The organism is Acidovorax sp., from assembly GCF_046291265.1.
Lineage (GTDB): Bacteria > Pseudomonadota > Gammaproteobacteria > Burkholderiales > Burkholderiaceae_C > Acidovorax.
The window spans coordinates 1-13,142 of sequence record NZ_JBKBTV010000092.1 but is presented as its reverse complement, the minus strand read 5'-3'; the positions used below and the strand labels follow the sequence as shown (position 1 = coordinate 13,142).

General features: G+C 60.8%; 14 protein-coding genes. 9 read left to right on the top strand and 5 right to left on the bottom strand.

The window, feature by feature from the left end; genetic code table 11:
* The 8 genes from ACK41V_RS21995 to ACK41V_RS21960 form a co-directional block, all read left to right on the top strand.
* On the top strand, window positions 1–465 hold a 465-nt coding region (locus ACK41V_RS21995), incomplete at its 5' end, for a Gfo/Idh/MocA family oxidoreductase (RefSeq protein WP_409785582.1).
* Window positions 466–467: 2 nt separating this feature from the next.
* On the top strand, window positions 468–1,151 hold the full coding sequence (locus ACK41V_RS21990) for an acylneuraminate cytidylyltransferase family protein (protein ID WP_409785584.1): 684 nt from the start codon (window positions 468–470) through the stop codon (window positions 1,149–1,151).
* Window positions 1,148–1,936 carry an SDR family oxidoreductase gene (locus ACK41V_RS21985; protein WP_409785580.1) on the top strand — a complete coding sequence of 263 codons (789 nt, stop codon included), beginning with the start codon at window positions 1,148–1,150 and terminating at the stop codon, window positions 1,934–1,936. The genes ACK41V_RS21990 and ACK41V_RS21985 overlap by 4 nt, the downstream gene beginning before the upstream one ends.
* Entirely contained in the window at window positions 1,930–2,979 is a 1,050-nt protein-coding gene (locus ACK41V_RS21980; RefSeq protein ID WP_409785583.1) for an N-acetylneuraminate synthase family protein, read from the top strand. The genes ACK41V_RS21985 and ACK41V_RS21980 overlap by 7 nt, the downstream gene beginning before the upstream one ends.
* Complete coding sequence (gene neuC, locus ACK41V_RS21975; protein WP_409785578.1) at window positions 2,976–4,130, top strand: UDP-N-acetylglucosamine 2-epimerase; 1,155 nt, start codon at window positions 2,976–2,978, stop codon at window positions 4,128–4,130. Before ACK41V_RS21980 ends, neuC begins: the two co-directional genes overlap by 4 nt.
* A complete protein-coding gene (locus tag ACK41V_RS21970; RefSeq protein ID WP_409785577.1) occupies window positions 4,120–4,752 on the top strand; it encodes a NeuD/PglB/VioB family sugar acetyltransferase in 633 nt (210 codons plus the stop codon). Before neuC ends, ACK41V_RS21970 begins: the two co-directional genes overlap by 11 nt.
* Complete coding sequence (locus tag ACK41V_RS21965; protein ID WP_409785575.1) at window positions 4,749–6,254, top strand: aminotransferase class I/II-fold pyridoxal phosphate-dependent enzyme; 1,506 nt, start codon at window positions 4,749–4,751, stop codon at window positions 6,252–6,254. The genes ACK41V_RS21970 and ACK41V_RS21965 overlap by 4 nt, the downstream gene beginning before the upstream one ends.
* The gene (locus ACK41V_RS21960) at window positions 6,214–8,049 is read left to right on the top strand and encodes a polysaccharide biosynthesis protein (RefSeq protein WP_409785574.1); all 1,836 of its coding nucleotides are present in this window, start codon (window positions 6,214–6,216) and stop codon (window positions 8,047–8,049) included. Before ACK41V_RS21965 ends, ACK41V_RS21960 begins: the two co-directional genes overlap by 41 nt.
* 16 nt (window positions 8,050–8,065) lie before the next feature.
* Here ACK41V_RS21960 and ACK41V_RS21955 read toward each other — a convergent pair whose 3' ends face one another.
* On the bottom strand, window positions 8,066–8,701 hold the full coding sequence (locus ACK41V_RS21955) for an LON peptidase substrate-binding domain-containing protein (RefSeq protein ID WP_409785572.1): 636 nt from the start codon (window positions 8,699–8,701) through the stop codon (window positions 8,066–8,068).
* 79 nt (window positions 8,702–8,780) lie between these two features.
* Here ACK41V_RS21955 and ACK41V_RS21950 point away from each other — a divergent pair, with 79 nt between their 5' ends.
* Window positions 8,781–9,329, top strand: coding sequence for a YggT family protein (locus tag ACK41V_RS21950; protein ID WP_409785570.1), 549 nt, complete (start codon window positions 8,781–8,783; stop codon window positions 9,327–9,329).
* A 132-nt stretch (window positions 9,330–9,461) separates the two neighbouring features.
* Here the strand turns inward: ACK41V_RS21950 and accD are convergent, their stop codons facing one another.
* From accD to ACK41V_RS21930, 4 genes are all read right to left on the bottom strand, one after another.
* Complete coding sequence (gene accD / locus ACK41V_RS21945) at window positions 9,462–10,334, bottom strand: acetyl-CoA carboxylase, carboxyltransferase subunit beta (RefSeq protein WP_409785568.1); 873 nt, start codon at window positions 10,332–10,334, stop codon at window positions 9,462–9,464.
* 114 nt (window positions 10,335–10,448) lie between these two features.
* A complete protein-coding gene (gene trpA / locus ACK41V_RS21940) occupies window positions 10,449–11,258 on the bottom strand; it encodes a tryptophan synthase subunit alpha (protein WP_409785567.1) in 810 nt (269 codons plus the stop codon).
* A complete protein-coding gene (gene trpB / locus ACK41V_RS21935; RefSeq protein ID WP_409785566.1) occupies window positions 11,255–12,538 on the bottom strand; it encodes a tryptophan synthase subunit beta in 1,284 nt (427 codons plus the stop codon). The genes trpA and trpB overlap by 4 nt, the downstream gene beginning before the upstream one ends.
* On the bottom strand, window positions 12,516–13,142 hold a 627-nt coding region (locus ACK41V_RS21930), incomplete at its 5' end, for a phosphoribosylanthranilate isomerase (protein ID WP_409785565.1). The genes ACK41V_RS21930 and trpB, both read right to left, overlap by 23 nt.

The window sequence follows — 13,142 nt, the reverse complement described above, 5'->3', positions numbered from 1 at the left end:
GAGCAGGGGGGGGGGGTGGTGTTTGATCTAGTGCATGAAATTGACATGGCGCTGTGGCTTCTCGGGCCACTCACCGTGCTCGGCGCTGTCGGCGGCCGGTTTGGCCCGCTCGAGATCCGCTCGGACGATGTTCACGTTGCCTTGCTGCGGGGTAGCAATGGCGCACCTGTAACAGTCAGTCTCGACTACGTTTCCGCTCAGCCAGTGCGCCGCTATGTGTTCGTCGGTGCGAAGGGTACATTGATCTGCGACTTGATCAGCCGACAAGTTGTTCTTGAGGGCAGTGCCGGTCGTGAAGTTATTGCCGTGGCAGCGGAAGACTTCGACGTTACCGCCACTTATGGCCTGCAGATGAGCGACTGGCTGCGCGCCCTTGATGAGCCGACGCACACACTGACCTCGCCTCTGATTGAAGCATTCACCACAGCCGATCTGATGCTGTCCATGAAAGAGGCCGCCACGTGAAGATGATCAGTATCTGCGCCCGCGGTGGCTCGGTGGGTTTGCCGGGCAAGAACATCCGCCAGCTGTGCGGCAAGCCACTGATCGCATGGACCATCGAGCAGGCGCTGGACTGCGGCGAGGCCGACCATGTTTTCGTGTCCACCGACAGTGAAGAAATCGCAGCCGCAGCCCGCGCACATGGCGCCCAGGTGCCGTTCGTGCGCCCGGCGGAACTGGCGACGGCTACTTCCGGCAAGCTGCCAGTGATCCAGCACTTGGTGGAGTGGGTGGAAGCCAATCTTGGCCCTGTGACCCGCATCATCGACCTGGACCCGACCTCACCGCTACGCGATATTGCGGACATCAATGCTTGCGCCACTATGCTGGATGCCGATACTGATGTAGTGATCACCGGCTATGAATCCGACAAGAACCCGTACTTCAACATGGTCGAGCAGAAGCCCGGCGGCTTCTACGAGCGCGTTCGCAAGCCGGCCAGTGAGGTTGTCGGTCGTCAGCTTGCGCCCAAGGTGTATGCCATGAACGCCTCCATCTACGCCTGGCACCGTCACACGCTCACATCGTCGCTTTGGTCAACGCATCGCATCCGCCTGCATGCGATGCCGCGCGAGCGCTCCATCGACATCGACCATCCCATTGACTTCGACCTGGTCGAGTTGCTGATGAAGAAGAAAGGCTGTTCATGAGTGATGCATTCCAGCTTGACGGCAAAGTCGTGGTGTTGACCGGCGCGGCCGGCATCATCGGTACTGAAGTCGTCCGGGAGTTTCTGGAGGCTGGCGCGCGGGTGTTTGCGATGGACCGGGACGCGGATCTTCTTGGTGGCAAGCTCGGCGCATCGCATGAGACGCTGCTTACCTGCGTCGCTGACGTGTCCAGTCGGCCGTCGCTGGAAAACGCGCTGGCCGTACTTCAAAAATGCTGGGGCTTGCCCCATGTGGTCATCAACAATGCCGCTACTAAGTCTGAGAATTTCTTTGAACCCTTCGAGAGCTTTCCTGTCGCAGACTGGAACGAGGTCATGTCCGTCAATCTGACTGGCGCGATGCTCAGCGCACAGGTGTTTGGCGGGCCTATGGCGGCCCGTGGCGGCGGCAGCATCATCAATACGCTGTCGATTTACGGCATCGTCGCGCCGGACCAGCGAATCTACGAAGGTTCGCAATATTTGGGGCGCGCGATCAATACGCCGGCCATCTATTCGGCCAGCAAGGCGGGCCTCTGGGGACTTACAAAATATCTGGCGAGCTACTGGGGCCATCGGGGTGTGCGGGTCAATGCAGTCACACCCGGTGGCGTGTTCAGTGGCCAGAATGACACTTTTGTAGGCAACTATTCGCACCGCACGCCTCTCGGGCGCATGGCCACTGCCGATGACATGGCCAACGCCATGCGTTATCTGGCCAGTGACGCTTCCAAATACGTCACCGGGCATAACTTGGTGGTGGATGGTGGGTGGACGGCATGGTGAGCGCAGGTTTCACTGCCACGACTGTTTTTGTGATCGCCGAAGCCGGCGTTAACCACAACGGTGATGTGGCTCTGGCGTTCAAGTTGTGTGACGCCGCACGTGCGGCCAATGCCGACGCCGTCAAATTCCAGACCTTCCGCGCTGAAGATCTCGTTGTGCGCGGCGCGCCGACGGCCGAGTACCAGGTGCGGCAGACGGGCGACCAGGATCAGTTCTCGATGCTGCAGCGTCTGGAGTTGTCTGAGGTTCAGCACCGCGAGATCAAGGCTCACTGCGATCGCATTGGCATTGAGTTTTTTTCGACTCCGTTTTCTACAGGCGCTGTTGACATGCTCGTGCAGTTGGGCGTGAAACGCCTGAAGCTGTCTTCTGGCGAGCTTACACACCGTGCGCTGGTCGAACACGCCGCTGCAACCGGTTTGCCCCTGCTGATATCTACTGGCATGGGCACGATGGAAGAAATCACCGAGGCTTTGGCTTGGACGCGCGCCTCGCGTGGCCACCTCGACGGGGTGGTGGTGTTGCATTGCACTTCCGCTTACCCCGCCGCGGATGACACACTGAATCTGACGGCAATGGCCCAGATGCGGCGTGAGCTTGGCGTGTCTATTGGCTACTCCGACCATAGCTTGGGCATCGAAGCACCGTTGGCGGCGGTGGCCTTGGGTGCCTGTGTGATTGAAAAGCACCTGACACTAGACTGCTCCCTACCCGGCCCAGACCATAGTGCATCTCTGGAACCTGAGGGTTTTGCCGAAATGACCCGCGGTATCCGCCGCGTGGCCGCCATGCTCGGCAATGGAGTGAAGGAGCCCCGGCTGGAAGAGCTAGACACCGCTCGCGTGGCGCGTCGCAGCGTGGTGGTTCTGCAAAACATTGAGGCTGGCGTGCCGCTACGCCCCGAGATGCTGGGTTGCCGGCGACCGGCGACGGGTATCGTACCGCGCGATATGGGTGGGTTGGTTGGGCGGCAATTGCGCCATGCGGTGGCGAGCGGCACCGTGCTGAACTGGTCCGATCTGAAGCCGGAGTCCGGCACATGAGTTTTGGGCTCCCCGCACAAGCCCGGCGCGTGCTGTACCTCAGTGGTACGCGGGCCGACTTCGGTCTGATGCGTACCACGCTGCAATGCGCCGCAGCCAACCCCGCACTCTCGCTGGCCGTCGTAGCGACTGGTACCCACCTAAGCACCGCACACGGGTACACGGTGGACGACATACGTGCGGCCGGTCTGTCGGTAATGGCGGAGCTGCCTGTGGATGTGCTCACTCGCACACCAGCAAGCATGTCCGTTGCTGTGGCTCAGTGCCTGCAGGGCATGGCGGCTCTGCTGGAGCAATATCGTCCCGACATCTTGTTGCTGCTAGGGGATCGGGGCGAAATGCTGGCCGGTGCCATTGCAGCCCTGAACCAGGGAGTGGTGACGGTGCACATCCATGGGGGCGAGCGCTCGGGCACGGTCGATGAACCCACGCGCCACGCCATTAGCAAGCTCAGTAGTTATCACTTGGTTGCGACCGATGAGTCGCGTGAACGCTTGACCCGCATGGGTGAAGCCCCGCACCGCATCCATGTGGTGGGTGCTCCAGGGCTTGACGGTTTGGCCGATCTGGCTTCTGACGACCGCAACGCTGCCTTGGCAGCGCTGGGTATGCCCGTTGCCCAGCCATTCGTACTGGTAGTGTTCCATCCGGTTGTACAGCAGGCCGGCCTAGCCCGTGAACAGACCCTTACCTTGATGATGGCGTTACAGGCGCAAGGCTGTCCAGTGCTCTGGCTGGAACCCAACGCCGATGCGGGCGCCTTGGGCGTGCTTCAGGCACTCGACGAAGGACTGCTTCCCGCTGGCTCGCGGCGTATCTCTCACCTGAGCCGCATGTTATTTGCCCAGGCCATGCGCCATGCTGCGGTGATGCTGGGTAACTCGTCGTCGGGCATTATCGAAGCCGCCAGTTTTGGCACACCAGTCATCAATATAGGTGACCGCCAGCGGCTGCGCGAGCGCAACGCCAATACGGTGGATGTGCCCGCCAACACTGACGCCGTGAGCACGGCCCTGCAGTCAGCTCTGGTAGGAAAGCGCTCACAGATACAAAATCGATATGGCGATGGTCGAACAGGCGCTCGCATCGTGGACCTGTTGACGCGGCTGCCTTTGGAACCCTCGGTGGTTGAGAAAACCAATGCCTACTGAAATTCCCTCAAGCCAACCGCTGCTGATTTTTGGGGCAGGGGGGCATGCACGCGTCGTTGCAGACGCTGTGCAGCAAGCTCAAACAGACTGGTTATTGACCGCGACCGACCGCAATGATCGCTTGTGCACGGGTGAGCTATTGCCTGGCATCCCGCTGGCCACGATGGACTCCCTGGGAAGTTGGTTTGGGGCTTTGCATGTGGCCATCGGCGACAACCATGCGCGTGAAAAAGAGAGTCTGGCGCTCGGTCTTCGCCAATTGGTCTCAGTAGTTCACCCTCGGAGCAGTGTGTCACCTTACGCGCGGGTGGCTGAAGGTTGCTTTGTGGCATCCCAGGCGGCGGTTGCACCGGGTGCGCAACTCGAGTGCGGCGTTATCGTCAATCACGCTGCGGTGGTGGATCACGACTGTATTGTGGCGGCCTTCACCCACATCGCTCCGGGGGCCTTGCTCGGCGGCGGTGTGCGCATCGGTTCGAGGGTCCTTGTAGGTTCTGGTGCGACTGTGCAACCCGGGCGGACCGTCTGTGACGGTGTCGTGATCGGCTCAGGCGCCGTGGTGTGCCATGACATTGATCAAGCCGGTACCTATCTCGGTATACCGGCCAGGAGAGTTTCATGAATCAAGCAGAGTTCAATGCCCTGTGTGTGGCGCCTGGTTGTACGCTGCGAGACGCTCTGCTGCGTCTGGAGGCAACAGCCAGGGGTTTTTTGATGGTGATCGGCGAAGCGGATCGGCTGTTGCGTACGCTGACCGATGGAGACCTGCGACGCGCCCGACTGAGCGGGCTCGAGGATGAGACGCCTGTACGCGATCTGCCTGCGCAATCACCCCAGGTAGTGCACGAAGATGCCACCGCCTCGATGGTTCTCGAATGCATGGACCGTCACCAGATCGACCACATCCCTGTGCTGGACGCACAGGACCGCCCGGTGGATGTCGTGTTCCGGCGAGAGTTATCTCAGCGTATCTGGCTCTCGCCTCCTCACCTGGGTGAAGAAGAAACCGCCTTTGTAGAAGAAGCCTTTCGAACCAACTGGATCGCCCCTCTCGGCCCGCATGTCGATGCATTCGAGAGCGAACTCGCTGCCCATGTGGACGTGGGCTATGCCGCAGCCCTGAGTTCTGGTACAGCAGCCATCCACCTCGGCCTGCTGTTGCTGGGCGTGCAGCCAGGCGATACGGTGTTTTGTTCTTCGCTCACCTTCGTGGCCAGTTGCAATCCAATCCTGTACTGCAATGCGCAGCCGGTGTTCATCGACTCGGAGCCCTGCACCTGGAACATGTCGCCGCAGGCGCTGGAGCGTGCCTTCGAATCGGCGCGCCAGGAAAAAAAAATGCCACGTTGTGTGGTGCTGGTCAACCTGTATGGCCAGAGTGCCGATATGGATGCTCTGCTACCTATTTGTGAGCGCTACGGCGTGCCCGTGCTCGAAGACGCCGCAGAGTCCTTGGGTGCCCGGTACAAGGGTCGCGCCAGCGGCAGCTTTGGTCATCTGGCGGTGTACTCATTCAACGGGAACAAGATCATCACAACATCGGGCGGCGGCATGCTTGTTTCCAACGATGCTGCGCTGATGGCCCGCGCCAAGAAACTATCGACCCAGGCGCGCGAAGGAGCCCGCCACTACGAGCATGTAGAGATGGGCTTCAACTACCGGATGAGCAACGTGCTCGCGGGCATTGGACGCGGTCAGTTGCGGGTTCTGGACGAACGGGTGCGACAACGCCGGCGCGTTTTTGAGCGCTACCAACAAGCCCTGTCGGATGTCACTGATATCCGTTGGATGCCCGAACCAGAGGGCTTCCACGCTACCCGCTGGCTCACTTGCTTCACACTCGCAGGCGAAGACGTAAATGCTCGCTGCAATGCCCTCATGCGGTCGATGGAGCGGCATTCGATCGAAGTCCGACCGGTGTGGAAACCAATGCATCTCCAGCCGCTGTTCCAAAACGCGCCTTACTTCCCCCACGCCAACGGGTTGGACGTGTCTCGCCAGTTGTTTGAAACTGGCGTTTGCCTGCCGTCGGGCTCTAACCTCTCTGAAGAACAGCAGAATCGGGTGATTGCCCATCTGCGTCGTGTCCTATCGCAACCCGAGGCGCACCGTGCGTTGGTCTAACAATCTGCTGGTGTTCCTGCTGGACATGGTGCTGGTTGCAATCAGCTGGTGGTTTGCCTTCTGGTTGCGTTTCAACCTGGACACTCCTGACGAATTCCACTCCATGATGATTGACACCTTGCCCTTGCCGTTGCTGGGGTTTGGTGTCAGTTTGTTTGGCTGGAGCGTGTACCGTAATATCTGGCGTTACACAAGTGTGGCTGAGCTCACCCGCCTGATTTACAGCGTTGTTTTCGCCGCTCTTGTGACAGCTGCTGCCGTGTTGATGCTGCGCGTAGAGTCCTTCCCGCGCTCCGTTTTGCTGTTGCACCCCATGTTGGCATTGCTGATGTTGGGGGCCGCGCGCACAAGCGCCAGGGTGCTGTTGGCGAGCCGTGCACCCGCAGCATCTGCCGTTGGTAAGCCGTTGTTGCTGGTGGGTTCGGTGGAGGACGCAGCAGCGGCCTTGCCAGCCTTGCGCGGTGCGCGCCTTTGGTCGCCGGTGGGTATCGTGAGCCCTGTCACTGCAGAAAAGGGTCGAACGCTGCAAGGTCTGAGCGTGCTCGGTTGCATGATCGATCTGCCGCGCATTGCCAAACGCACCAACGCTTCGGCAGCCTTGGTGGTATCGGCTGTGGGTTCCGATGCGCGGCGCGAAGCGCTCATAGGTGCGAGTGAAGCGGGCTTGCCGTTGCTGACTATGCCCCGGCCGGACGATTGGCTGCGCGGTGAAATGGGCCAGCCTCGGCAGATTGAACTCGAAGACTTGTTAGGCCGTACCCCCGTGTCGCTGGACGAAAAGGGTCTCTCCGATCTCATCACTGGCCAAACTGTGCTGGTCACCGGTGCCGGTGGTTCTATTGGCTCTGAGCTGTGCCGCCAGATTGCGCGCTTTGGCGTCGCGCGGCTGGTGTGTGTGGATGTGTCTGAATACGCCATCTACCAGTTGGAGCAGGAACTGCGAGTGGCTCATCCGCAAATGCAAGGCATGTATTACACCGCAAATGTGCGCGAAGCCGATCGCTTGCTGGCGATTGCACGCCTGCACCCACCCACCGTGGTGTTTCATGCTGCGGCCTACAAACACGTGCCTTTGATGGAGTCACTCAATGAGATTGAGGCGTTGCGCACAAATGTTCTGGGGACTTTGCATTGCGCGCGTGTGGCGGGCGCGGTTGGGGCTGCTCGTTTTGTGTTGATCTCCACAGACAAGGCTGTGAATCCGACCAATGTCATGGGTGCCACCAAGAGGCTCGCTGAGCGAATCATGCAGGCGGTGGCTGCCGAACACTCAGGAACACGGTTTGTCGCGGTGCGCTTTGGCAATGTGCTCGGTTCCAGCGGATCGGTGGTGCCTTTGTTCACGGCGCAAATTGCGCGCGGGGGGCCGTTGACTGTGACCCATCCCGATATCGTGCGCTATTTCATGACGATTCCAGAAGCCGCCCAGTTAGTGCTGCAAGCGGGCCTGTTGGGACAATCTGGGCAGATATTCGTGCTAGACATGGGTGAGCCCGTCAAGATCGTCGAACTCGCCAGAATCCTGATTCGGCTGTCTGGAAAAACCGAGCAGGAGATCCCTGTGGTCTTTACGGGCTTGAGGCCGGGTGAAAAGCTCTATGAGGAACTGCTGGCCAATGGAGAGACGACGGAGCCCACACCGCACCCCAAACTACACGTTGCCAAAACTGATATTTTTGGCAACGTCAACCCTGAATTTGTCAGTCAGAGTCTTGCGGATTTGGGTGTTGAGCCGTCCGCATCAACCATTCGCTCGTGGCTGCAGAGTCAGGTGCCGGAATACAAGGCACGCTGAAGACCTTCTTCAATTCCTACTGAGCAATCCCCGTGCGCTCCAGCACATCCCCCACCAGCTCCAGCCGCACCAGCGGGTTATCCAGCTCCATCAAACGTTGCTTGAGTTCCAGCGGTACCGGCAGCAGTTCACACCAGCGGTTGGCCACCCATCCGCAGTCGTCAAGTTGCGTTGCAGTGGGTTCGGCCGCAATGTGAGCATCGGGGTCTCGCTGGCGCAGGGTGTGTAGCACCTGGGCGAGTGCGGTGGCGGCTTTCTGAAGGTCGTCGGGAATGGGGATGGTCAGATCCGGGTCAAGATGGTCCACATCGGCAATCCATAGACCGTGTGGCAAGTGGCTGCGGTGGGTGATGCGAAAACGCTGGCTGCCACGGCACACCAGGGTGATCAGGCCGGGCTGTGGAGTGTCCATCTGTTCGATGACGGCAAGGGTGCCGACATCGTTGAACTGTTCGTAGGGCGCGCCGGCCTGGCGCACTTCGCGGCCCTGGGTCAAGGCGACGACGCCGAACGGAGCGCCTGCTGCGTGGCACTTGCGCACCATGTCGAGGTAGCGCACCTCAAACACGCGCAGCGCCAGCAGGCCGTCGGGAAACAGCACCGAGCCGAGGGGGAAAAGTGGCAGGGATGACAGGGTGAGGGGTTGTGTCATGAAGAGGGCAATGCCTTGCCCGCTATCATCCCATGACGCCGCCTGCTTTCGCAGCGCCCCTCCTGCTTTTGTCTCATCCATGCTCTACCAGATCGCCTCATTCCTGCTCGACGTTGTTGGTGGCCTGCTCACGGGGGCGTGTCTTTTGCGGCTATACATGCAGTGGCAGCGCATCTCGTTTTCGAACCCGATTGGGGGGCTGGTTTTTGCGCTGACCGACTGGCTGATTCTGCCTCTGCGTCGGGTGATCCCGCCGGTAGGGCGCTGGGATGTTTCGAGCCTGGTGGCTGCCGCCTTGCTACAACTGGTGCAATATGCTTTGCTCACCCTGCTGCTGGGTGCGGCTTCGGCGTGGGCCTGGTTGCCGTGGCTGGCGTTGTTCGGCTTGGCGCGGGTCGCGGTCTCGGGGTTGATCGGTTTGCTGATCGTGTATGCCGTGATGTCCTGGGTGCAGGCGCGTTCACCGCTCGCCGATGTGATTGCCCGGCTGTGCGAGCCCATCCTGCGGCCGTTTCGCCGCCTCATTCCGCTGGTGGGGGGCTTCGATTTGTCGCCGCTGGTCGTGCTGGTATTGCTGCAGGTGGCGATGATTGTGCTGGGCCATTTGCAGGCCAGTGTCATGCGTTGACCTCAAAATATCAGTCAAATTGGCCTCTAGCGCTTATCCAGTAAGCGCTAGCAGCTATCAAAAACGTAGTATTTAAGATGCCTGTGTAGCCAACGCCGCTTGGGAGGGGTGTTGGTCGTGCGGCAGCTTGGTTTACATCACCGCGTCGGCGGGCAGGCGCTGCAGCATGGCCAGGCTGCTGGCCACGGTGTTTCGCAGCTCGCGGCGGTCACAGATGAAGTCCACGGCACCCTTGGTCTGCAGGAACTCGGCGCGCTGGAAGCCTTCTGGCAGCGTTACGCGCACAGTGGATTCGATCACGCGCGGGCCGGCAAAGCCGATGAGCGCCTTGGGTTCGGCGATCACGATGTCGCCCACAAAGGCGAAACCGGCGCTGACGCCGCCCATGGTCGGGTCAGTCAGCACGCTGATGTAAGGCAGGCCCTTCTTGGCCAGGCGGGTGAGGGCGGCATTGGTTTTGGCCATCTGCATCAGTGACAGCAGGCCTTCCTGCATTCGCGCGCCGCCGGTGGCGGTAAAGCAGAGGAAGGGCACTTTCTGTTCGATGGCGGTTTCCACGCCCCGGACAAACCGCTCACCGACCACCGAGCCCATCGAGCCACCCATGAAGTCGAATTCAAAACAGGCGGCCACCAGGTTGATGCTTTTGACCGCGCCGCCCATGACGATGAGGGCGTCGGTTTCGCCGGTGTTTTCCAGCGCTTCTTTCAGGCGTTCGGGGTACTTGCGGCTGTCCTTGAACTTGAGGGCGTCTACCGGCAAAACTTCCTGGCCGATTTCGTAGCGGCCTTCGGCATCGAGGAACGAGTTCAGCCGTGCGCGGGCGCCAATGCGGTGGTGGTGGCTGCAGGTAGGGCACACGTTCTGGTTGTGCTCCAGGTCCGCCTTGTACAGCACTGTTTCGCAGCTCGGGCACTTGATCCACAGGCCTTCGGGCACCTGGCGGCGCTCGGTGGGGTCGGTTTGCTGGATTTTGGCGGGCAGAAGTTTTTCGAGCCAGGACATGGTGTTTCCTCTTCAGTGGCGCGACCTGTCGCAAAGCCGGTGGGCGTTCACGGAGCAGATCGGGTGTGAATCTGTGGGCGCATCCCGAAGGATGCGCCGGGCTGCATTATGCGACTAGGCGTCCAAGGCCTTGCGGATCCCGCGCAGGAAGTCGATCGTGATCGGTACCACCTTGGCGTGCTCCTGGTCTTCGATGAGCTGAATGATGCGGCTGCCAATGACCACTGCGTCGGCCACCTTGCCAATCGCCTGCGCTGTCGCAGCATCGCGGATCCCAAACCCGACACCTACCGGGATGTGCACGTGCTGGCGGATGCGGGGCAGCATCTTTTCAACAGCCGCAGTGTCGAGTTGCCCGGAGCCTGTCACGCCTTTGAGCGACACGTAATAGACATAACCGCTGGCCACCCGCGCCACTTGCGCCATGCGCTCGTCCGTGCTGGTCGGGGCCAGCAGGAAGATCAGGTCCATGCCGTGCGCACGCAGGCTGGCGGCAAACGCTTCGCATTCTTCAGGGGGGTAGTCCACGATGAGCACGCCGTCCACACCCGCCGCCGCGGCATCGCGAACGAAAGCGCCTTCGCCGTGAATCTGGTCATAGCGCTCCACGGGGTTGGCGTAGCCCATCAGCACCACGGGTGTCGTGCTGTTGCGCTTGCGAAAATCGCGCACGTGGTCCAGCACTTGCACCATGCCAACGCCAAGGCCCAAGGCCTTTTCGCCCGCCTTCTGAATGACCGGGCCATCGGCCATGGGGTCCGAAAACGGTACGCCCAGTTCGATGATGTCGGCGCCCGCATCCACCATGCCGTGCATGAGCGCGGGGGTGATGTCGGCAAACGGGAAGCCGGCGGTGACATACGGAATCAGCGCCTTGCGGCCCTGTGCCTTGAGGGCCGAGAGGGTGGATTCGATGCGGCTCATTTGACCACCTTGATGGATTGCTCGCCGCCTTTGACAGACTGCCCCTGGCAGCTGGGGCGGCAGTAAAAATCAGCACCGCTCAGGTCGGCCACCGTGCCAATGTCCTTGTCACCCCGGCCCGACAGATTGACCAGAATGGACTGGTCGGCGCGCATGGTTTTGGCCAGCTTCATGGCGTAGGCCACTGCGTGGCTGGATTCCAACGCGGGGATGATGCCCTCGGTGCGGCACAGGTAATGGAAGGCGTCCAGCGCCTCCTTGTCGGTGATGCCGACGTATTCGGCCCGTCCGATCTCTTGCAACCACGCATGTTCCGGGCCCACGCCGGGGTAGTCCAGGCCAGCGCTGATGCTGTGGGTTTCGGTGATCTGGCCGTTGGCATCCTGCAGGATGAACGTGCGGTTGCCATGCAAAACGCCGGAACTGCCCTTTTGCAGTGATGCGGAATGCTTGCCAGACTCCAGCCCTTCACCTGCCGCTTCCACGCCGATGAGGCGCGTCTTTGCAAACGGAATGTAGGGGTGGAAGATGCCCATCGCGTTGCTGCCGCCGCCCACGCAGGCGATCACAGCGTCGGGCTGCTCGCCCAGGACTTTTTGCTCGGCCAGCATGGCGGGCAGTTGTTCGATGCACTCTTTGCCAATCACGCTCTGGAAGTCGCGCACCATCATCGGATAAGGGTGCGGGCCCGCCACGGTGCCGATGATGTAGAAGGTGTTGTCCACGTTGGCCACCCAGTCGCGCATGGCTTCGTTGAGGGCATCTTTCAGCGTCTTGCTGCCGCTATCGACCGGCACCACCGTGGCACCCAGCAGCTTCATGCGATACACATTGGGGCTTTGGCGCTTGACGTCTTCCGCACCCATGTACACCACACATTCGAGCCCGTAGCGTGCACAGATGGTGGCGGTGGCCACACCGTGCTGTCCCGCGCCGGTTTCGGCAATCACGCGGGGCTTGCCCATGCGCTTGGCGAGCATGGCCTGGCCGATCACGTTGTTGATCTTGTGGGCGCCGGTGTGGTTCAGGTCTTCGCGCTTGAGGTAGATCTGTGCGCCACCCATTTCGCGGCTGGTGCGGGCTGCGTGGTAGACCGGGGAGGGGCGGCCGACGAAGTGCTTGAGCTCGTAGTGAAACTCGGCCAAAAACGCGGGGTCATGCTGGTAGCGGGCATAGGCCTCGCGCAGCTCCTGGATGGCGTGGGTCAGGGTCTCGCTGACAAAACTGCCACCATAGGGGCCGAAATGGCCTGAAGGATCAGGTTGCTGATAGGAATTCATGGGGATTCTTTGCAAGTTGTGCATCGGCCGCACGCACGGCGGCTACGAAGCGTTGAATTTTTTCGGCGTCCTTGAAGCCCTTGATGGGTTTGCCATCGGGGCCGTCGGCTTCGACGCCAGAACTGACATCAACCGCCAGCGTTTTGCAACGCGGGCGGACTTGCAAAATGCCATCGGTCACGTTTGCAGGCGTGAGTCCACCAGACAAAACGAGGTGAGAGCTGACGCTTGGTGGAAGGAGTGACCACTTGAATGCCTTGCCGCCGCCGCCAAATCCTTCGACATGGGCGTCGAGCAGGATGGCTTGGGCGTGGGAATAATCGAGCGCGTATTTTACGAGGTCAAACTGGGCCGCACCATCGCCAAGGGGAATTCGTGCAGCCCGCAGGTACGGGCGCGCGCCCTGGTCGGTCGCGTCCAGGCAGTCCTGGGGTGATTCATCGCCATGAAATTGAATGGTAGCGCCCGCTATCAAAGCGCTGGCTGCTATCACATTTGCAGTGATTTCATTCACGACGAGCAACACCGGCGTGACAAAAGGCGGCAGGCGCCTGGCCAGTTGGGTTGCGCGTTCAGGTGTCACGGCCCGCGGGCTCGGGGCATA

Bases quoted from the DNA above. Each gene is read 5' to 3' on its own strand.
- ACK41V_RS21970 (WP_409785577.1), top strand. From the start codon at position 4,120: ATGCCTACTGAAATTCCCTCAAGCCAACCGCTGCTGATTTTTGGGGCA.
- ACK41V_RS21980 (WP_409785583.1), top strand. From the start codon at position 1,930: ATGGTGAGCGCAGGTTTCACTGCCACGACTGTTTTTGTGATCGCCGAA.
- ACK41V_RS21990 (WP_409785584.1), top strand. From the start codon at position 468: ATGATCAGTATCTGCGCCCGCGGTGGCTCGGTGGGTTTGCCGGGCAAG.
- ACK41V_RS21950 (WP_409785570.1), top strand. From the start codon at position 8,781: ATGCTCTACCAGATCGCCTCATTCCTGCTCGACGTTGTTGGTGGCCTG.
- accD (WP_409785568.1), bottom strand. From the start codon at position 10,334: ATGTCCTGGCTCGAAAAACTTCTGCCCGCCAAAATCCAGCAAACCGAC.
- neuC (WP_409785578.1), top strand. From the start codon at position 2,976: ATGAGTTTTGGGCTCCCCGCACAAGCCCGGCGCGTGCTGTACCTCAGT.
- ACK41V_RS21965 (WP_409785575.1), top strand. From the start codon at position 4,749: ATGAATCAAGCAGAGTTCAATGCCCTGTGTGTGGCGCCTGGTTGTACG.
- ACK41V_RS21985 (WP_409785580.1), top strand. From the start codon at position 1,148: ATGAGTGATGCATTCCAGCTTGACGGCAAAGTCGTGGTGTTGACCGGC.
- trpB (WP_409785566.1), bottom strand. From the start codon at position 12,538: ATGAATTCCTATCAGCAACCTGATCCTTCAGGCCATTTCGGCCCCTAT.
- trpA (WP_409785567.1), bottom strand. From the start codon at position 11,258: ATGAGCCGCATCGAATCCACCCTCTCGGCCCTCAAGGCACAGGGCCGC.
- ACK41V_RS21955 (WP_409785572.1), bottom strand. From the start codon at position 8,701: ATGACACAACCCCTCACCCTGTCATCCCTGCCACTTTTCCCCCTCGGC.